Here is a 20,922-nt window from a genome sequence, read left to right on the forward strand (position 1 = left end):
CCTTGCTATTTTCGATAATTGTGCGCCATCGCGATAAAAGTTTGTTCATCTTCAATCAAGCCGCAGGCGCCGCATTGAATCCGGCGCGTGCTGCCCTGATAAGGCATATGAAACGGATCAAGCTCATTCGCAGCATATTCCTGCACCACTTCTCCGCTCTGCGGATTCATTTTTACATAGCGCGGAATCTGATCCATAATAGCGAATCGAGTTCGGTTTGTTTTACATCTAGGGCATAAATAAGGTGTATTCATCATCCTTCTCCTTTCATTTGTGCATATTAATTAATCGCGCAATTTTTCCTTTAAAAGGCCGAGCACATACGCCAAGCCTTTCGCTCGGCCAATTTCTTTATACACTTCCTCACTTTCAGGCAGGTTACTGGCGTTAAGCGCGGCCTGGATTTGTTCTTGCTGAATATCAGCAATTAGCTTTTCGACATCCTGCCGTCCCATCATTTTTTTCACGCCTTTCTTTTCTTTTTTCTATGTTATGAAAACGCAAGGTTTTTATTCACTTTTTCCCTGAATGTAGAAAAAAGTTCTACTAGAAGAAACCATGCCATATGAATGAAAAGAATCGTTCGATTCTAGCAAATTTATTTTTTAAGGAATGAAAGGAGAAGGAATGAACAAAGTTAGGCAAATGGGATGTTTCTTATTAGGGTTGGTGCTCATTATGTGGTTATATCCCGCTAAGGGTGGCGATACGATGGTGCAAAAAGGTGATGGGACCATCACAGAAACTCTTACATACACCTCTTCTCTCTTACTTCAGGTTTGGGAGCGGGAAAAGGTGCGTCCTGTACTGGCAGCGACGCTTCCCGATGAAAATCGGGACGAGCAGGTTATAGCGGCGGATAAAAAACGCCCAGCTCATTACTTACAGAAGTTTCGTGGGAATATCTCGGCATACACGAATGGCCTAAGAGAAACAGGAAAAACATCGCGTCATCCAGATTACGGGATTACGGCCAGCGGCCACCGAACGAAAGCGGGAGTTACGGTGGCCGCCGGGCGGCATATCCCTTTTGGAACGGTCATTTACATCGAAGGAATCGGGTACCGCACCGTTCATGATCGCGGTGGCGCCATTCATGGAAACAAAATTGACGTATTTATGTCAAACATGAACCAGGTTCGAAAATTCGGACGCCGCCATCTGGACGTATATATTGTAAAATGGGGTGACGGCAAACGAAAGCGACGGTAAATGCAATCATACCTTTTCATGCCATTTCGCCAAAAATAAAAAAGTGGGTTCAGACATGTCCGAACCCAAATGATAGTGACAACATATTCAGCAAAAATACTATCCTAACGTAGGATAGTATTAATGGTACAGAAAAAATTTTTTAAATCAATGATGAATGATTGGTTAAATTGTTAGCATTTTGTTAAAAATTAAAGAGGTTTGTTTTTTGTCAAAATCCTATAAATAAAAAATGCGGGAACCATCAAAGAAATATAGTACCTTCTCTTTCACTGGGCGACCCGTAATTTCTTCTACGGCTCGGGCATAGCTAGCAAGCTGATCGCGGTACCTTGCTTTTAGCAACGCGTCCGGTAAGTCGACCGTATTGTCCGTCTTGTAATCCAGCAATATCCATCCGTCTTCATATTCTACCAGGCAATCGATAACCCCCTGCAGCAATACCGTTTCATCCAGCTGCTCGTCCGTTCCGTTTTCGCCTCGGTTCCATTCCGGATAAACTTCGCTTGCTGGAAGCGAAAGGTTGAACGGGATTTCGCGGAAAATTCGCCCGCCGTTTTCTCGGATTTTCCGGCTGATATCGCTTTGAAAGAACCGCTCAATTTGCACGATGTCAATCGCTTGCGCTTCCAGTGGCGTCAACAGTTCTTGCCGAACCATGCGCGCGATTGCTTCTTCGATTTCTTCCTTTGTAAGCGCGCAGTCAAGCGGCAGTTGCTGCATAACAGTATGCGTTGCAGTTCCTCTCTCGGCCGCGTTCAGTTTCTTTTCCGACAGAAACTGGGGACGCTCTGCCGTTTCGCTCCGGAAAAGCCCTGACATATATGCAGGTCCGCCTACCTCTTCCCTCTGCATCGCAGCCTGACGACGCCGTTTCAGTTCTGATACGGACAGTTTGGACAATAATTCGGTCGCTTTTCGGTACGGGTATTTCCAGGAAAGCTGGCGTTCCACCGTTTCCCGGTAGGGGCTGCTTACAGGAACGGGACGTCCTTCAGCGACCGCGCGCGCTATTTCTTGCTGAATTTGTTCTTCTTCGCCCGACACTTCTATTAGTTCAAAAGCCTGATAACACTTGATTTTCCAGCGTGAAGGATGCTCACGGATAAAATCTGGTGCGCGTTCCGTCCGGTCAATATATGCATACAGCAATTCACCATCCCGATGCCGTATGAGCGCAGGTCCGATCCAATCAAGATATGTACGCCCTTTGACAAGTTCATAATCCGGCAACATCCATGAAGGCAGCGACACGTGCTGTGCCCATTTTCCCACCGCTTTGGCCAGATTATCCACCGTGCCGACAAGGAGCAATTTTTCGCGCGCACGGGTAAGCGCCACGTACAACACCCGCATCTCTTCAGCCAGCAGTTCTAGGAGCATGCGCCGTTTCATGGAAATAAGCGGGAGCGTTGGAAAGCTGATACGTTGTACAGGATCAACATATTTTGGTCCAAATCCCAATTCTTTGTGCAATAAAAAATTTCGTCGCAAGTCTTGGAGATTGTGCTGCTTGGACAAGCCAGCGACAAATACGATCGGAAACTCCAGCCCTTTGCTTTTATGGATCGTCATAATACGCACCACATCTTCTTGTTCACCGAGCGCACGCGCCGTTCCCATATCTCCGCCCTGCTCCTGCATTTTCTCAATAAACCGGAGGAAGCGAAACAAGCCGCGGAACGAGGTTGCTTCGTACTGGCAAGCCCGATCGTACAGGACGCGCAGGTTTGCCTGACGCTGCTTGCCACCCGGCAAACCGCCGACGAAGTCATAATAGCCGGTTTCACGGTAGATTTGCCAGATAAGCGAAGATAAAGCGCCCTGCCGGGCTTCCGTTCTCCAATTCTGTAGACGAGTTAGAAATTCGTTCAGTTTCCGCCAGAGCGGCGGCTGATCGTCCGCATGCTGTTCGAGATAGGCAAGCAATGCTTCGTAATAGCTGTTCTCTTTTTGTGCCAAGCGAATCTGCGCCAATTCTTCCGCATTAAGCCCAACAAGCGGCGAACGCAGCACAGCGGCGAGCGGAATATCTTGAAACGGGTTATCAATGACATGCAAAAGCGATGTCATAACTTCAATTTCCGTAGCGGCGAAGTACCCTCCGGAAAGTTCGGCGTAAGCGGGAATTCCTTGCCACTTGAACTCTTCTGCCATGACCGATGCCAGGCTGCTTGCCGAACGCAACAAAATAACGATATCACGGTATTGTGCCGGACGCATTGTTTTACTCATTTTATCGTATACAAGGTATGGGTTTTCGCCAGTCGCACCCACCAGCTTTTTAATTTTGTTCGCGATAAGACGAGCTTCTAGCTGGGCCGTTTCCAGTTCGGACGGATCGGACGCTTGTCCGGTGTTTGCCTCTCCCCCTTCTTCCATATTTTCTTGAAGGGGTACAGATTCTTCGTCTTTACTTTTCGTTTTGTTTCGATCGATCAGCATCACTTCAATGCAGGAATCGGTTTCTTCCGTTTCCGGATAGTCTTTGGCACCGAATACGAGCCGGGCGGCTTCATCGTATTCCACTTCCCCGATCGTTTCGCTCATGATCTGCTGAAATACAAAGTTTGTACCATCAATGACCTCACGACGACTTCGGAAGTTCATCGCAAGATCAATTCGTTTTCCGCCTCCTCGTCCGTCCGGCATGAACCGTTTATATTTGTCAAGAAACAACCCCGGTTCAGCGAGACGGAAACGGTAAATGCTTTGCTTCACATCACCCACCATAAACAGGTTGCCTTCCGCTTCGCTGTCTTTCGTCACAAGACTGATGATCATCTCCTGCACTGCGTTGGTGTCTTGGTATTCGTCTACGAGCACTTCGCCAAACTGCGCTCGGTACTCCAGCGCGGCCGCTGAGGGAATGAGGTTGTCCGGCGTCGCCGTTTCATCGCGCAAGATTTGTAAGCAATAGTGTTCTAAATCAGAAAAGTCGACCAATCCTTTTTCCTGCTTTAACGCGCTGTATCTTTCCCCGAACTTTCGCACAAGGTCAATAAGCTTATCAATGAGTGGCCCCATTTCCTGAACGTTTTCAAAATGTAGCCGCGGCGATACAGCAAACAATTCATCTTTCAGTTCTTCCACTATTTTTTTTACGCGGTCGCGCAAATGTTTCACCTGTTCCACCAGCGTTTTATTGTAATCCGCGCCGCGACAACTGTTAAGGCGGCTAAAAGCAGCTCCTTGAAACGCTTCGTACAGCTCTTCCCACGTTCCGTAGCTCGTATGGATAAGTCGTTCGATTAGGGTGGCGTCCTGGTCGAGGGTGCCTAGATATGGCGCAGGCCCGCCATCCATCCTGGCGATATCCGCAGCCTGACGCAGCAGTTCCATGGCTCCGTTCAACTCAAGCCATACGCTTTGGCGTAGAGAATCGAACCAAGGAAGGGCACAAAATTCTTCGAATTTGGTAATCTTATACATACGCGCCATTTCTTCGAGCCAGTGTTCCGGCCATGGATGACTGCGAGAAAATTCGTATACGTTTTGTACCAGCTCTTGTAATTCCATGTCACTGCGGTCGCTTGTATAGCTATCTACCAGCCGGAAAAATAGCGAATTTTCTTCTTCTTCCCCGTATTCTTCTTCAAACAGCTGATCAATGGCTTCCTGACGCAGCAGTTTCGCTTCCGTATCGTCTGCGATGCGGAAAGAAGGATCGATATCGATGAGATAATAATACCGCTGTAGCACTTCCATGCAAAAAGAGTGCAGAGTGGTAATCGAAGCCCGGTTCAACAGCGTAAGCTGGCGCCGCAAATACGGGGAAGGATTTCGGGCAACTGCCTTTTCTAATGCTTCCCCGATGCGATGGCGCATTTCCGCAGCGGCAGCGTTCGTAAATGTGACAACGAGCAAATTATCGACGCCGATCGGATCTTGCTCATCGGAAATACGGCGGATGATGCGTTCGACAAGCACCGCTGTTTTTCCTGAGCCTGCAGCGGCGGCGACCAGCACGTTCGAGCCGCGTGCCGCTATCGCTTCCCATTGCTGATCGGTCCATATGCTGTCGGCCGGTTTTTGCAGGGTTGTCATTCGTATTTCTCCTCTCCTCTTGCAGCGATATCTTGCCAGATTTTTTCCTTGTCCTCGTCGCGCAGCACGCGAAATTCACCAGGCTTAATGAACGGATCGAACTGGCACACCGCTTTATAAGCACAATATGTGCAGGCGGTTCGTGCCTTGTGGCGGTACGGGTCAATCGCCACATCCCCATCGGTGATGCGCTGGCCAATTTCTTTAATCAAGCTACGCGTATAGCGGCGCAGTTGATCCAGGCGCTCAACTGAAATGACTTTGGAGCGGCTTGCGAATTCTCCGTTTTTTTTGATGGCTACCGGAATGATATCCGAACTTCCGCTCACGTCCAGCTCACTGTCCATTAAACGTACAATTTCATCATCTTCCACCACAAGCCCTTTCATTTTAAAACGTTTTTGTATTTCGTTTTTCAACTTTTCGTCCGGCAGTGGTCCAGATCCATTCAGCAGCGGGTTGTGTATGTGAAAATATAAAATTCCGGCCGGTTTCGCCGCCTGTCCAAACAGAGCTTCCGCCTGGGAGATTACCACATCAAGGTATGTCAACATTTGCAGCGAAAGACCGAAGTATACGTCTTCAATCGCTAGGTCAGTAGCGCTTGATTTGTAGTCGATGATGCGCAGGAGCAATCCTTGCGAACTTTCTGCGCCATCCACCCGGTCAATTCGCCCGATAAGCTCCATTACACACCCGTTTGGAAGGGTAAAAGTGAGCGGCGGCAGTTCGGCGCCTGGGCCGAATGCAAGCTCGAGCGCGCGGGGGGTGAATTTGCTGCGGCGCGCTTGTTCACCTAATACAACGGCAGCCCGCCCGACCACATTTTTTAATTTGTAAGTCAAATAATGGTTTCGTTTTGAACTTAACAAAATCTCTTTTTGCAATAACGGTTTTAACGTTTCTACTTGCTCGGCTGCCAATCTATGCATCCTGTCAGCTTCGAGCGAACCCCATTCCAATCCGTGGGCTTTGATGTGTTCACCGACCATTTTCAACGCAGTATGAAATAGCTGGCCGATATCCGGCGCTTCCAGCCGGTACAGTTCACGCTCCCTTAATTTTAGGCCATGCGAAGCAAAATGCGAAAAGGGACACGCCTGGAATCTTTCCATACGTGAGACGCTTGCTCGGATTTTCGTGCCATACAGTTGGCGGCTTGTTTGTTCTTGGAGGTGCTCTTCCTGGTTATAATAGAAAAGTCCGCGTGTGACCTGCTTTTGCCGTTCCGGATATTCACGCTGCAGCCAGTTATACGCATCCCACCAGAGCGGAGCAATGTAATACCCTCTTTGCCATTGCTGTAGCTGCGCGCTTACATATGACAACGCGCGCGCCGGGTTCGCCACAAACGCAAGCTGGGCGGCTTCGTCGGCAATTTCGCTCACCTCCGTTGTAATGAATTCCTCGCGTACTTTCGGGAACATATCTTTGATCCGTTTTATCAAACCGGATGGAAGCAATCCTTTCCCTTCTTCGTCGGCGAGCGCGTAACTTAGAAACAGCTTGTGCGAAGCCGAAGTAAGCGCTCGGTATAGCATGAATTCTTCTTCCATCAGTTTGCGGCGGCTGCTAGACGAGAGCGACATGCCAGTTTGAAGTAGCAGTTCTCTTTCGTGTTCCGATAGCATACCGTTTTCGCTTGGTCGCGCTGGGATGATGCCATCATTAATGCCGAGAATAAACACGCACGGCACATTGGCAAAACGCGTACGATCCAGGCTTCCGACAAGCATTTGATCAAGCGCCGGCGGTACGAGCGCGAATGTCAGGCTTTCCATGCCAGCTTCAATGACGGATGCAAAGGTATCGAGTTCCATTTTTTCTTCGCCCATTACCTCAACGATCTGATCCATCATGGCGATCAGCGCCTGCCATACCTGACCATGTTCGCGCGCCTGCTCCGGTCGCCCTGCGTCTTTTGCCTGTTCACTCCATGCTTCCAAGCGCTTCGGGATATTAAGGCTGATGAGAAATTCATACAGTGCCTGGCACATGTTCCGTGCCGTTTTTGCCTTTTTTAGCGATTCTTCGAGATTTTGCAACGGCCTTGCAACGCGGGCACGCAGCTCATTCAGTTTCACCTCTATTCTTTCTTCCCCTTCCGAACGCTGTATAGCGGCCGCTGTTTGTACCGCATTTTCATCAAGCCCGCGATATGCGCGGTATATCCAACGTTTGCCGTCTGTCCAACGGTATCCTTCTATGCCATATGCCAGCACATAGTTTTCCAATCGGTCGACGCTGTGACGCATGTCTTCCATTGTTTCCCCTTCCACTGGAGAAAGCAGCAGCTCGGTCTTAATACAACGGAAAACCGATTCATAACGCCAGTTATAGCGGATGACTTCCAGCGCGGAGCGGATCAGTTCTGTAAGCGGATGATGAATCATTGGGCGCTTTTCGTCTAGGAAGAACGGAATCTGGTAATCTTGAAAAACCGTCATAAATAAATGTTCATAGTCTTTTATATCGCGCACAAGTACAGCAATATCGCGCCACCGATACCCCTGATCGCGCACAAGCGCAAGCGCGCGCTGGGCGACTCCTTCCACTTCAGCGCGCCGGTGCGCGGCGGCAACCAAGCGAATGGTATCTGTTTCATACGGATAGGGTGCGGCGGGTCTTCTATCATACCATTTTTCCAAGTGCGTAAGAGCCGGGTCGTGCGCGAAGCGCGGAAGCAGGCCGGCTTGTGGAAGCAGCACAGGCACTTCCACGTGAATGGCGCTATTTTTAGCTAATGTAAGTAAATTCCGATATGTAACAGCAGTAGAGTAAAATAAATGCAGTTCATCCGGTTCCGTTTCTCCATCATACGGCTTATCTAGGGTAAGTGTGATGGTAAGATGATCCGCATACAGCAACAACGCACGAAGTACGGCCATCTCCTGAGGGGTGAAGCTGTCAAAGCCGTCTGCCCAGATTTCTGCACCCTGTATGTAACGGGAATGTTCCAGTCGCTCCGCCAGCAGCGGCAGATAATGCTCAGAATCAAGATAGCGATCCGCCAGATATTGCTCCAGCTCCCCGTAAATGATGTGCATGTCGTGCAGCTTGTCTGCGAGAAATCCGGGCTCCTCCACACTGTGCCGGATAAGTGCTTCTTTGTGGTGCAGCAAATCTTCCGCGGTCATGCCATTGCGGGTAAGCTCACAATACATCTCTTCCAACTGGTCGGTAAAACCAAGCCGATTGGCTGCGCGTCCGAATACGCGGAGCTCGTTACCGCGTTTGTCAAGGATACGGCGCAACGCCATTTTAATCCCGATACTGTCGATGTGAATTCGGGATAATCCTCCTGTTTCCTGTAGCACCTTCCATGCCAGACGGCGAAAACTGAAAACCTGAGCCCGCATCGTGCCCTTTACTCCGGATTTTGCCGTCAATTCGTATTCCGCCTGAAAACTCATCTGTTGCGGAACAAGGTAAATCAGAGGCTCGCCTATCGGTTTCTGTTCCAAGCGCCGACGGATTTCTTCCAGACAGAACGCGCTTTTTCCGCTTCCAGCGCGGCCAAGTACGAATCTTAGAGCCATAATGTTTTCACACCTTTGTTTATATATATTACGTCATATTTTTTGATCAATTTCCGCTAGCACTTTTCCAATTTTCTGCTCATAAATCACATTGAGTTCAGTTATTTATTGGACTGAATATACAGTTATCTATGAGCTTTCCTTTGTACATTTATATCTCAGTATAAAAAGCCTTTCTCTTACGAGCGAGAAGGCTTTTTGTCCGGCACGTCTGCATTACTTCTACGACAAACTTAAAGGATGTTTTGCATGTCAAGCACCTCATTTTGTTTGGTACTATCATTATATATAAATAAGACTTGATAGATAAACAGTCTTTTATAAAGGGAGCTATATTCTTCTACAAGTTGGGGTGCATTCCTTTTTTGTGACTAAAAGAGCCTTGGGGCTTCAAGAGCGAAAATTATGCAAAACGCTCATTATAAAAAATAACATGGTGAATTTTAGTCATCCTACGATTTCCCTAAAAACAAAACGAATATAAAAGTTGTATAACAAAAATTGACTAATATAATCTGTTATAATACAATATAAACAAGATAACTCAAAATAGAAAAACAAGTATTATATTGTGAGGAGGAACATTGATGAACGACATAATTGAGAAATTGCGCGAAACTCCGACAACCTGTGTATCTGATGCAATGCAAGGGCTTAATAACTTGCATCCAGACATTAAACCTTTAAAAGAAGAGTATAAAATCGTCGGAAGAGCTTTTACTGTAAAAACAGCAGCCGGAGATAACTTTTACGTACTAAAAGCAATTAGAGAAGCAAAACCCGGGGACATTTTGGTTATTGATGCCAAAGGAGATACATACCGTGCGATCGCCGGTGATTTTGTAGTAGGAATGGCACAAACACTAGGCATTCAAGGAATCGTTGTCGATGGGGTCATTCGGGATGTTATGGGAATCAAAAACTTGAATTTTCCTGTTTTCTGTAAAGGAACAACAGTGGCAGCAAGCAATAAGGTTGGTATCGGCGAAACAAATGTCCCTATTTCTTGCGGAGGAGTAACAGTTCATCCTAATGATATCATTATTGGAGATGTAGATGGTGTAGTGGTCATCCCACAGACAATTGAGCAAGATGTGCTAAATAAAGCAGTTAAAAAAATGAAAAAAGATCAGGAAAGGGAAGAAAGCGTTTTGAAAAGTCGAGAGTCAGTTATACAATATTTAGACAACATACTCTCTAAATAAATCAAAAAACGCTACCCTCCCAGCTAACCATCGTAAAACCGTCCGCCACCCAGTTTGTGTTGAAATACTTCTTTTGCTTATTTTGCTTATATGGATAGCGAACATTCATGTGCCCTTTCGGGGATATCTAACCTATCAATACGTTCAAACAACCAACGTACATTCGGATCTTTAATCTCATATTCCTTCAATTCCGGGAATAACCTGTACGATCCATCGCTTCATGTCCAGAAAAACGATTGGCACAGTCAGTCCTGATTGCCAGTTGTGCTTTGGATAAATAAAACAGTTTAAAAACGCTGCAATCGTTCTCTCGTTTCTTCAATGTTACGCATTTTATTGTCCCAGCACTTCTGACTTAAGTCGACCGGATATTCTTCCGGATTTAACGTTCGTTTATATTCTTCCCAGAAATAAGCCAAATTTTGGTTTGCAAACACCTTGATTTCGTCAAGCGAAGGCGGCGAATAGATAAGCTTTCCATCCTTGAAAATCTCTTTGTGTAAATCGCGCGCTTCAAAATCTGTAACGAATTTGCTAATGAATGTATGAACCGGATGAAACAATTTCAGTTTTTCCTCTTCCTGTGGCCTTTCATCTTCGAGCGCAATGTAATCGCCTTCCGCGTGCTGGTTGATAGTATTGATAATCCGGTACACTCTTTTCGTTCCAGGAGTAGTGACTTTTTCCGGATTGGCAGAAATTTTAATCGTATCCACCATATTTCCGTTCTCGTCTTCGATGGCGACCAGCTTATAAACGGCACCCAACGCCGGCTGGTCATACGCGGTAATTAGCTTGGTTCCGATCCCCCATATATCAATTTTTGCTCCCTGAGCTTTCAGGTTCATAATCGTGTATTCGTCCAAATCATTGGAAGCGATAATCTTTGTGTCTGTAAATCCGGCTTCATCCAGCATTTTCCGCGCCTCTTTGGATAAATAGGCAAGGTCTCCGCTATCGAGGCGGATGCCGGCGAAATGAATGTTATTGCCTAATTCCTTAGCTACGCGGATAGCGTTCGGTACGCCCGAACGCAACGTATCATATGTATCTACCAAAAATACACAATGTTTATGACGACGAGCGTACGTTTTAAACGCCGTATACTCGTCCTTGTACGCTTGTACCATTGCATGGGCATGCGTGCCCGCGACCGGAATGCCAAAACGTTTTCCCGCCCGTACGTTGCTCGTAGCGTCGAAGCCGCCGATGTAGGCGGCGCGCGTTCCCCAGATGGCCGCGTCAAACTCATGAGCCCTTCGTGTACCAAACTCCATAACTGTGGCATTTCCTACTACATGTTTAATACGTGCCGCTTTGGTAGCGACAAGCGTCTGGTAATTGACAATATTCAACAACGCTGTTTCAATCAACTGCGCTTCGATAAGCGGCGCTTCCACCGTAAGAATTGGTTCGTTACCGAACACGATTTGCCCTTCCTCCATGGCACGGATCGTACCGGTAAAACGCATCGTTCTTAAATAATCCAGAAAATCGTCTGCGTATCCCAACTCTTCCTTTAAATATTGAAGATCGCTGTCCGTGAAGCGGAACGATTGAATATACTCAATAATCCGTTCAAGCCCAGCAAAAACGCCGAATCCATTTCCAAACGGAAGCTTGCGGAAATAAAGGTCAAACACTGCTTTCCGCTGATGTATGTTATCTTCCCAATACGTTTCTGCCATATTGATTTGATATAGATCCGTATGCAGTGCAAAGCCGTCGTCTGGATACATGTTACACATGTTGTCTCTCTCCTTTTCGATACCCAGTTTATAAAATTTGCGCACCAAGACAATTTTTCATACATATATTCCTTCCTTTATTCATTTGCAATTATATAATTACCCGTTTATCCTTTCAAAAAATCATCATTTGGCATTGTTCTCACACTACTTTACATAATATTTTTATAGTTACTTAATAATTTGTAATTTGGATATTGCCAATTCTATTATATGTAAAAAAAGAAGTGTCCCCTCATTTGTTATACAAAAATTGTTACTTCAAAGTCGAGAGAGCATAAGCCGTATTTTGCCCTAGCAAGCCAAGCGCGAGCACTTCAAATTCAGAAAACGGTACAATCTGCAAAATTTGTCTATGATAAACTGACCGAACGTATAAGTTTGTTTTGATGGTTATGTTGGTTTTCCCAATGGTATGATAAAATGTATTTCCTAGCAAAGTGGAAAGGTGTGACACAATGGATCTAGGACTAAAAGATAAAGTGGTGCTTATAACGGGCGGTTCCAAAGGAATCGGGCGCGCGATTGCTCGCGCTTTTTACGAGGAAGAAGCAAAAGTGGCGATTGCTGCACGCGGCGAAACAGAGTTGCAGGAAGCAGCCGCAGAAATGGATGGTATTCTCGCGCTTCCTGCTGATTTGACAGACAGGGAGGCCCGCAAAAGTATCATAAACCAGGTTGTAAACAATTGGGGAACCGTTGACGTCTTGGTTAACAATGTAGGCGGAAGCAACGGTGGCACCGTTCTTGACACGGATCTCGAACTATTTCAGGCGGCCATGGACATTAACTTCTATCCAGCCGTCGATTTAAGCAAGGCAGTCATTCCATTGATGAAAGAAAAAGGAGCAGGAAGCATTATTAATATCAGTTCGATTTACGGCCGTGAATCGGGCGGCAAACCGACGTACAATGCGGCGAAAGCGGCGCTTATTAGCTTTACGAAAGCGCTGGCAAACGAAGTCATTCCGTACGGCATCCGCGTCAATGGCATCGCGCCAGGCTCAATTTTGCACCCGACCGGAAACTGGCAGAAGCGTCTTCAGGAAAACCCGGAGAAAATTAAGCAATTTGTAAAAAACGAGATTCCGGCTGGCCGCTTCGGCACGGTAGAAGAAGTTGCAAATGTCGCCGTCTTTCTCGCTTCTGAGAAAGCGTCCTGGGTGGTCGGCGCAACGCTGAATGTGGACGGTGGGCAGTCGCGCAGCAACTTTTAAATTTGTCCTCTCCTTTATTCTTCTGAATCAATTTCATAACTCGGAGCCTTAGAGCCCCAAGGGTTTCAGGAGCTTAAAAAAGTAGCACCTCCCCAAGTTTTACTTACAAACATGTGTTAAAAACTCGATAATCCCTGTAAAAACGCAGTTTTTAATGGGTAATTATGAAATTGATTATTCTATCAATTGTTTCACAGGCTTTTGGAAAATTCGTATGCATACACGAAAAACTCCCTCTACTGCCATTGAGTAGAGGGAGTTTTTCTTCAATCTGAAACAGGCGCTTTGTGCGCCTGCTTTTCTATGCAGAATTACTTTAAAATACGAATCATGTCGCCTTCTTTCAACGAATATGTTCCTTGTGGGTGAACGACCTCACCGTTGCCCTGATAAATTCCCTGCAGCCATCCGTGTTCGGGGTGAAGAATTTTAATCGCTTTTCCTACTACCAGGGAAATGACTTCCTTGTTTCCAAGAGCCAATTTACCGCTGCCATCAACGATTTGATAAGTGCCTTGTATGCTATCCATATCCATACCCCTTTCCGTACAAGTGTTTCGTTAACTACAAAGTATATTGAAAATACGGTGCTGAATGATGCGCTGCAAACAGTCAGGTTTTTCTATGCAATCCCATGCTTGAAAAATATATTTTCTTAACATTTAAATTATATCGCATTACCCACAAAAAGACAAACACTCCCATCCTTTCAATTGGCTAGATCTTTATCCAACCGCTCTGTTCGGCTTCCTTTTGATACATGGTAAAATTTTCGCTGCGTGTAAACAAGACGCAGCGAAAGACCAATCGCTCCAAACAAAAGACCGGTAATCAATCCGATCCAATAGCCAAATGCGCCAAGGGACGTATAATTAGCAAGCATGTAGCCGACTGGAAGGCCGATGAGCCAATAGGAAACGAACGCGATGAGGAATACAATATTAACATCTTTATATCCACGTAGCACGCCCTGGATCGGAGCGGCGACGGCATCAGATAACTGGAAGAAAAGCGCGTATATTAGAAATTGCATGGTTAATTCAAGCACTTCAGCATCGGTTGTATACAGTCCAGCGACTTGTTCGTTAAAGAAAAACAGCAGACAAGCGCAAACAAGCGCCATCGTCACGGCCATACCTATCCCAAGATAGCTATACTGTACCGCGTCTTTAAAGCGCCGTGCCCCTACTTCGAACCCAACCGCGATCGTTAGGGCCATCGCAATGCTCATTGGCACCATGTACAGACACGACGCGAAATTCATGGCCGCTTGATGCGCTGCGATCGTCACCGTACTGAACTCGCTCATCAAAAGCGTAACGGCCGCAAAAATACTTGTTTCAAAAAAAATCGAAAAGCCAATCGGGATTCCGATCTTGAGTTGCTCTTTCCACGCAGAGAACGCCACGCGGTAAAAGCAGCGAAAGATACGGTAGCTAGCAAACGGGGACATCCGGTGAATAACATATATACTTAAAAACGCGATGCACCAATACGTAATCGCGGATGCATATCCTGCTCCTACCCCGCCGAGACGCGGAAACCCAAACTTTCCGTAAATGAACACATAGTTGAGCGCCACGTTTATGGGCAGCGAAATTAACATGATGAGCATCGTTACACGCGTATAGCCAAGGGCATCAATAAAACAGCGAAACACCATAGATATGAACAGCGGCGCGATGCCAAAGCCAATAGCTATCAGATAATGATAAGCGATATCGCGCACGGTAGGCTCCAGTTCCATCATGTCAAGGATGGGCCTGAGCGTAAACGAACCGGCAATGAAAACAACAATAGACAACGCGAGTGCCAAGTAAGCCCCCTGTATGACTGTGAACGGCATGCGCTCTGTACTTCTGGCCCCGGCTAATTGAGCGATAATCGGTGTTATGGCCAGCATAATTCCGCTTAAGCCTGTATAGACCGGCATCCAGATACTGGAACCAATTGCAACGCCCGCCAGATCATTTGGGCTGGCGTGGCCAGACATGACTGTGTCAAAAAAATTCATCGCATATAGTGATAATTGTGTAATTAAAATTGGAAGCAGAATCACCAGAAGCTGCCGCGTTTTTTCCCTTACAGAATATGTTTCTCTCATCTTTTTTTCTCCTATGTTTATTTTTTGGAATGTCGCAAAATAAACAATGATACAATATCACACAATAACAAATACTGTAAATCAAAACCTTTTACGCACGAAAAAAGAGCATAAAACGAAATATGCCCTTTCCTTACTTTTTTACTTATGTACTTTCCCATTCCTTTTTAGATCAAGCGATTTCATTATAACCATTACAATGCATTTAATCAATACTTTCTATATATACTATTTATTTTATTTTTTAGAAATATTTACATAGGAATAATAGGCTTTCTATTTATCAAGGGATCATTTCTAAAGCAGGAAAAAAGGGTGCCCCATCACCTCTGGGACACCTTCTTCTTCCTCCTGCTAAATTTTGAAGTTGCCGAGCTTGCTTTGCAATGAATGGGCCCGTGCTTGCAGTTCTTTGATAGCATTTGCGCTCTCTTCCATTGACGCTAACTGCTCCTGGGAGCTAGCTGCTATTTTTCTTGTATTCTCAAGGGATTCCGAGGCGATCTGTACCGTTTCTTCCGCCGATGCAGATACTTGCTGAGCACTTGCGGATACCTGTTGTGTTACAGCGGAAACCGCCTGGATTTTTTGTGAAATATCGTCGATGAGACTGAGAATATTTTCAAACGCTTGACCAGCTTCATTTACGACCTCTGTTCCGGCCTGTACTTCCGCCGCCATCTGATTCATCGCTTCCACTGATTTAATCGAATCTTCGCAAATGGCATGCAATGAGCCTGCAATTTTGCTTGCAGAAGCGGCCGATTGTTCGGCAAGCTTGCGCACTTCGTCCGCTACTACCGCGAATCCGCGGCCATATTCTCCAGCGCGGGCCGCCTCAATCGCTGCATTAAGCGCGAGTAGATTAATTTGATCGGCTATGCTCGTAATCAATTCCACTACATGGCCAATTTGGTTTGTGCGCTCGTTTGTTTGCTTTACAAGTACCGTCGAATGGGAAAGTGAAGCGGAAATCGAATCCATTTGCAATACGGCTTTTTGAATCCGATCGTTACCGTCATTCGCTTCCTGTGCCGCTTTGACGGATTGTTCGGCAACAGCAACAGCTGATTCGCTAATGTGCTGGATGCCCGAGGCGATTTCTCCCATAGCTTGTGCGTTCTCTTCCGCAGCTTGCGACACTGTTTGGTTGCCAGATACAATTTCTTCAGTCGCCGCTACCATTTGGTGTGCCATCTCCGTTGTCAGTTGCGCGTTGGCGGATAAGGTCTCGGATGAATCCACCACATGGTTTGATGTAGCCGACAATTGTGAAATCATATCTTTAAGCTGCTGGCTCATATGGTTAAAGCTGGTCGCAAGCTGCCCAAGTTCATCGTTGTTTGCAATTTTTATTTCATCGCGCAAATCGCCAGCTGCCACTTTTTGTGTATGTTGGACGAGGAGCTGTATCGGTTTTATGATTTTTCTCGCTATCGAATAGCCAGCGGCAAAACCGAAAACGATAAGTGCCAGTGTAAGCAAGATGCTAATACCAATAATGTAGCGATTCAACTTCTTGACAAACTCTGCGTTCATATCAATGCCGATGATCATATCCGTTCCCGCAAGACGGGTGAAGACCGATTTATGTACACCATAGCTGTCCTCGTATACCTCGCTAAACTGCACGGTTCCCGGGTTGTCAAACGCTCTTTCCATCCCTGCGGTGAACGTGTAGTCCGCGTTTCGTTTTTCAGCGGCTCCGCTCAGCGCAACGATATAGGCTTTATCTTTTTTTCCGAGCACATACACATATTCGGCACCCATGTCCTGTTTTTGTTCATTTAAGAAAGCCAGCAGGCTAGCATAGGCCGAGTCTGAGCCTGCGTCCGAACGAGTAGCCAGCGTCTTGTCCAAATTCCGCTCAAGTTCCCGGATATTGGTTTGCAGCGTGTTCTCGAACTGGGGCAAAACGTATTGATTAACAATCCACATGGAAAGCTCATAAGAAACAAAGCTGAAGATGATAGATAATACGAGAATGCAACCTGCAAAATAGGCGGTAATTTTTTTACCGAGGGAGCTTTTTGTTTTAAACATAGGTCTTTTCCCTCGCATTTCGCATTGTGTCTACGCATGCCACACGTTTCGCCAAAAATTCAACAATTTCGTCCAACGTTTCTACCGTTGTATAAGGAGAAATCGAAAAAAACTTAGCAGCGTAAACAGGTACACGTTCTGAAACATCGGATGCATCGACTAAGCATTGCCTTGTTGTATCGCCGAAAAACACGTGCTCACGGTGTTTGCCTAATTCTTCAAATATTGGGTAGTTCCATTCGTTGTTCTGTTTAATCTGCTTGCCTGTAAGTTTCCCTGCTCTTTCTTTGTGCCACTCCGCCTGTTCTGGATAAAACCGGAAAGTCGTAATCGGTCCAGGATTATTCTCATTTGTAACAGCCACATTCGAAAAACGGGCCAATAGCCTGTCGCGGAACGCCATATTCACCCGCACATAATTGGCAAGGATTTGGCGGTAGCCATCCACGCCGAACGCCAACAGTGCCGCGTATATCGCGATCGAACTGGCCATACGCGAGCATTCCAGCGTGTAGCTTGTGTGATAACTGCCATAGCCCCGGTTGCCCACATATGGTGTTTCGAACTCATGCAAATCAAGCAGCCCAATATCTTTTCCGTTTTTCACAAGGAACAGGCTCGTAAGATACGGCGTTTGTCCGAGCTTTTGAAAATCGAAGCAGAGACTGTCAGCCAGATGTAAATGCTGCATTTTTTCGCGGATTTGCAGTAAGTTCTCGCACAAAGGCTGTTCGAGTTGAAGCGGATTGCGCGCAAAATCGTAGTCGTTAAACAGGCAATAGAATCCGCCTAGCGCCGAATCGGCGTGGATATGCGCCGGATGGAGCCCGTATCGATTCGTAATTGCATCGGCTGTTTCTTTAATCGCTTTTATATCGTCAATTCCGAATGAATCCGTGGCCCCTGTCGTGGCGACGATGTATATGGGGATACCTCCCTGCTGAATAACACGTTCCATTTTTTCGCGCAAATCATCTGTATTCATAGCGTGCGTTAGCGGATCGGCTTTGACCGTAATCAAATGGTTACTGCCGATGCCGGTCGCCTCCATGGATTTAAAAAGGCTATAATGCGCGTTTTCTGAAGCAAAGCAGTACAAATTGCCAGGCACGCCCTTTTCTTTAGCATCCGGGAATTGCTTGGCGATAGCGAGGCGCAGCCCTGAGAATACGGCTCCTTGCCCGCCCCATGTCGTGTATCCCCATGATTTTGTAGCGTCATAACCCGCCAGTTTGGACATCATGGCGATGACTTTTACTTCTGCCTCCGCGCCAGCCGGTCCGTATACATCCCATAAATTGTTGCCATTTAACAATGTAGTAAGTAAAGAGCCCAGAATACCTGGAATACTTGCCATAGGCAATACATTACTTACGAAATTTCTTGTATGATACGGATGTCCTTTGGCTAACCCGAGAAGTTCTTCAACGACTTTATCCAATGCTATTCCGCGCTCTGGAACCTGCGCGCAGTCTATAATATCCTTGTAAAACTCTCCTGTCCTCTCCTGCATCGATCCTAGTGTTGCGCGTTGTGGGTCTTTCAGGCGATCAAGCCCCTCCACAATGTTTTGCATGAATTGAAGTAGCACCTGCCGACGTTCTTTGTTTCCATCTTCGCTTGGAAACAAAGCTTGTATGTCTTTCATCTTCATGTTTATCCCCCATTCCCTTTGCTTGATTTTCTTATTTTTTTAATACTAAAAGAAAAAGGCCATCCATATTCTTTGGAATAGCCTGTGCCAATATGCAGTACACCCGATTTGTAAACCTTTGACAAGATGATAGAATGCTTTTACGAACGACACTTATGTGCGCTACAATTTTGGCAACCGGCTGTCATAGTTTTGCAACCTTAGACCCTTGGCTTTACGTCTCTACCTTTCGATAGATTTGCCTTTTTCAGATTAGAATAGGTTGGTTCTACCAGGATTATTTTACTAATATAACTTTATAAATCAACCATCTTTCCTGTTTTTGTATTATTAAAAATATTAAACCGTATCTTGTGAATATGAAGAGAAGCTCATAAAAGTACTAGTTATTTCGGGAGATTTCCTAAGTTCATCGCGGCTTATCAAAACGGAGAACAGAAAAAATAAAAAAGATAACATCCATACATTTTTTATTCATAACCTTTTATTATTTACTCACATAACAATAAAGCCATTCCGTGGATGGGAATGGCTGCTTTGATTACGATGGAAAGGCTATAAATATTGAACGAAGGAGCACTTTCTATAAAACTGATGATTATGTTATGCTTATATAACAGTATATCTTTATATAACACTTAATAAGGAGTTATCCGTTATGCAAATAAAAGTGAACCGGCAGCTTCCTGTTCCGTTGGCCAAGCAAATTTATCAAGCGATTGTGGACCGTATCCAGTCGGAGTTGTTGGAAGAAGGCACACGTCTCCCTTCTGTCCGTGCGCTGGCTAAACAGATTCATGTAAGTTTCATGACAGTCGTTCAAGCGTATGATGCGCTTGAAGAAGATGGATATATTATACGTATTCAAGGAAAAGGCACATTTGTACGGACAAAAGCGGCGGATACAACGCCGAAAAAAGAGCTGCCAAAAAAAGAGTCGCCGTTTGATTGGCAACTGTCGGTTCCCGACTATTTGCCACGAGCGCAGTTTTCACGCTATCACCAGGTATCGGCCCGCTATGAATTTTTTTCTTCTACGATTGACCCTGGGCTTTTGCCAAACCGGTACTTGGAAAAAGAAATTCAGCGCATTCTTGCTGAGGAGCCGAGAATTCTTTCCACGTACAGCGACGTTCAGGGTGACTTGCCGCTGCGTCAAGAACTAACTGTTTATTTACGGGATAAGCAAATTCAAGTAACACCGGAAGAAATTTTAATTACGAATGGAACACAACAGGGCATTGATCTCGTGGCTCGGACGTTTGTCGGCCCAGGGGATATCGTCATTACCGAGGCGCCTACCTACCCTGCGGCGATTGATGTATTCCGCTGGCGCGGGGCTACCATTCTTCCCGTGCCTGTAGATAAGGATGGAATGCGAGTAGATATGCTGGCGGCGCTATGTGAGAAATACAAGCCAAAGCTTATTTATACGATGCCAACCTTTCATAATCCAACCGGAACGGTGATGAGTATCGAGCGACGACGCCAGTTGCTTGACATTGCCTATGAGACACAGAGCATCATCCTAGAGGATGATCCGTGGAGCGAAATTTATTATGAGAATAAGCCCCCGTCTTCGCTAAAAAGCATGGACCCGCTCGGCCATGTGATTTATTTGAAAGGCCTTAGTAAAATACTCGCTCCCGGTTGCCGGATTGGCGTGCTGGTCGCTTCTGGCACAATTTTTCATAGATTGGTCGCAGCTAAAGGCAATATGGATCTTGGCAGCCCGCTATTGACGCAAAAAGCGGTGCTCCCGCTGCTTTATTCGGAACGGATGCGCAACCATGTTAAAAAATTGCGCATTGCTCTGCAACTTCGCCGCGATATGATGATTGAATTGCTGGCGAAGCATATGCCGGAAGGGATTAGCTGGCTTACACCCAGAGGCGGAGTAAATTTATGGCTTTCGCTTCCTCCGCATGTGGATACGGAAGACTTTCTTATGTATGCCAGCAACTATCAGCTTACATTTCTCCCCGGAGCGGCCTGCTATCCGATTGAGTCGAAACACCATTTCCTAAGACTCAGTTTTTCGTTTATGAATGAACCATTGCTTGCAGAGGGCGTTAAAGAATTGTGCCGGGCGACTGGGGCGTTTATTGAGGCGACGGTCACTTACAGAAAAACGCCTGTTGTATAAAAAC

Annotated in this window: 13 protein-coding genes and 1 riboswitch; of the genes, 4 read left to right on the plus strand and 9 right to left on the minus strand. The window is 46.1% G+C overall.

Annotated features, from left to right (window positions below):
* Positions 1 to 5: 5 nt before the first annotated feature.
* Together ACH33_RS09830 and ACH33_RS19270 are read right to left on the minus strand one after the other, a co-directional pair.
* Positions 6 to 254: a hypothetical protein gene (locus ACH33_RS09830; RefSeq protein ID WP_057898861.1), complete on the minus strand. Its 249-nt coding sequence runs from the start codon at positions 252 to 254 to the stop codon at positions 6 to 8.
* Positions 255 to 284: 30 nt separating this feature from the next.
* Positions 285 to 458 (minus strand): hypothetical protein, encoded by a 174-nt coding sequence (locus ACH33_RS19270; protein WP_156424040.1) that lies wholly within the window; start codon positions 456 to 458, stop codon positions 285 to 287.
* Between the two features lie 169 nt (positions 459 to 627).
* On the opposite strand from ACH33_RS19270, the gene ACH33_RS09835 reads away from it, so the two are divergent.
* Entirely contained in the window at positions 628 to 1,212 is a 585-nt protein-coding gene (locus ACH33_RS09835; RefSeq protein WP_057898862.1) for a 3D domain-containing protein, read from the plus strand.
* A 219-nt stretch (positions 1,213 to 1,431) separates the two neighbouring features.
* On the opposite strand, the gene addA is transcribed toward ACH33_RS09835, so the two are convergent.
* Entirely contained in the window at positions 1,432 to 5,259 is a 3,828-nt protein-coding gene (gene addA / locus ACH33_RS09840) for a helicase-exonuclease AddAB subunit AddA (protein WP_057898863.1), read from the minus strand.
* The gene (gene addB / locus ACH33_RS09845) at positions 5,256 to 8,798 is read right to left on the minus strand and encodes a helicase-exonuclease AddAB subunit AddB (RefSeq protein WP_057898864.1); all 3,543 of its coding nucleotides are present in this window, start codon (positions 8,796 to 8,798) and stop codon (positions 5,256 to 5,258) included. Before addB ends, addA begins: the two co-directional genes overlap by 4 nt.
* Before the next feature lie 587 nt (positions 8,799 to 9,385).
* On the opposite strand from addB, the gene ACH33_RS09850 reads away from it, so the two are divergent.
* On the plus strand, positions 9,386 to 10,003 hold the full coding sequence (locus ACH33_RS09850) for an RraA family protein (protein WP_057898865.1): 618 nt from the start codon (positions 9,386 to 9,388) through the stop codon (positions 10,001 to 10,003).
* A gap of 290 nt (positions 10,004 to 10,293) precedes the next feature.
* Here the strand turns inward: ACH33_RS09850 and ACH33_RS09855 are convergent, their stop codons facing one another.
* The gene (locus ACH33_RS09855; RefSeq protein WP_062731152.1) at positions 10,294 to 11,754 is read right to left on the minus strand and encodes a nicotinate phosphoribosyltransferase; all 1,461 of its coding nucleotides are present in this window, start codon (positions 11,752 to 11,754) and stop codon (positions 10,294 to 10,296) included.
* A 458-nt stretch (positions 11,755 to 12,212) separates the two neighbouring features.
* On the opposite strand from ACH33_RS09855, the gene ACH33_RS09860 reads away from it, so the two are divergent.
* The gene (locus ACH33_RS09860; protein ID WP_062731153.1) at positions 12,213 to 12,971 is read left to right on the plus strand and encodes an SDR family NAD(P)-dependent oxidoreductase; all 759 of its coding nucleotides are present in this window, start codon (positions 12,213 to 12,215) and stop codon (positions 12,969 to 12,971) included.
* A 311-nt stretch (positions 12,972 to 13,282) separates the two neighbouring features.
* Here ACH33_RS09860 and ACH33_RS09865 read toward each other — a convergent pair whose 3' ends face one another.
* The 4 genes from ACH33_RS09865 to ACH33_RS09880 form a co-directional block, all read right to left on the minus strand.
* Positions 13,283 to 13,501 (minus strand): hypothetical protein, encoded by a 219-nt coding sequence (locus tag ACH33_RS09865; RefSeq protein ID WP_057898866.1) that lies wholly within the window; start codon positions 13,499 to 13,501, stop codon positions 13,283 to 13,285.
* A gap of 179 nt (positions 13,502 to 13,680) precedes the next feature.
* Positions 13,681 to 15,075, minus strand: coding sequence for an MATE family efflux transporter (locus ACH33_RS09870; RefSeq protein ID WP_057898867.1), 1,395 nt, complete (start codon positions 15,073 to 15,075; stop codon positions 13,681 to 13,683).
* 354 nt (positions 15,076 to 15,429) lie between these two features.
* Positions 15,430 to 17,118 carry a methyl-accepting chemotaxis protein gene (locus ACH33_RS09875; protein ID WP_057898868.1) on the minus strand — a complete coding sequence of 563 codons (1,689 nt, stop codon included), beginning with the start codon at positions 17,116 to 17,118 and terminating at the stop codon, positions 15,430 to 15,432.
* Positions 17,111 to 18,766 carry a pyridoxal phosphate-dependent decarboxylase family protein gene (locus ACH33_RS09880; RefSeq protein ID WP_057900325.1) on the minus strand — a complete coding sequence of 552 codons (1,656 nt, stop codon included), beginning with the start codon at positions 18,764 to 18,766 and terminating at the stop codon, positions 17,111 to 17,113. Before ACH33_RS09880 ends, ACH33_RS09875 begins: the two co-directional genes overlap by 8 nt.
* Before the next feature lie 175 nt (positions 18,767 to 18,941).
* Positions 18,942 to 19,025: riboswitch (cyclic di-GMP riboswitch) on the minus strand.
* 405 nt (positions 19,026 to 19,430) lie between these two features.
* Between ACH33_RS09880 and pdxR the strand changes: the two genes are divergently transcribed.
* Positions 19,431 to 20,918 carry a MocR-like pyridoxine biosynthesis transcription factor PdxR gene (gene pdxR / locus ACH33_RS09885; RefSeq protein ID WP_057898869.1) on the plus strand — a complete coding sequence of 496 codons (1,488 nt, stop codon included), beginning with the start codon at positions 19,431 to 19,433 and terminating at the stop codon, positions 20,916 to 20,918.
* Positions 20,919 to 20,922: the final 4 nt, after the last annotated feature.

Source organism: Aneurinibacillus sp. XH2 (genome assembly GCF_001439585.2).
GTDB classification, from domain to species: domain Bacteria; phylum Bacillota; class Bacilli; order Aneurinibacillales; family Aneurinibacillaceae; genus Aneurinibacillus; species Aneurinibacillus thermoaerophilus.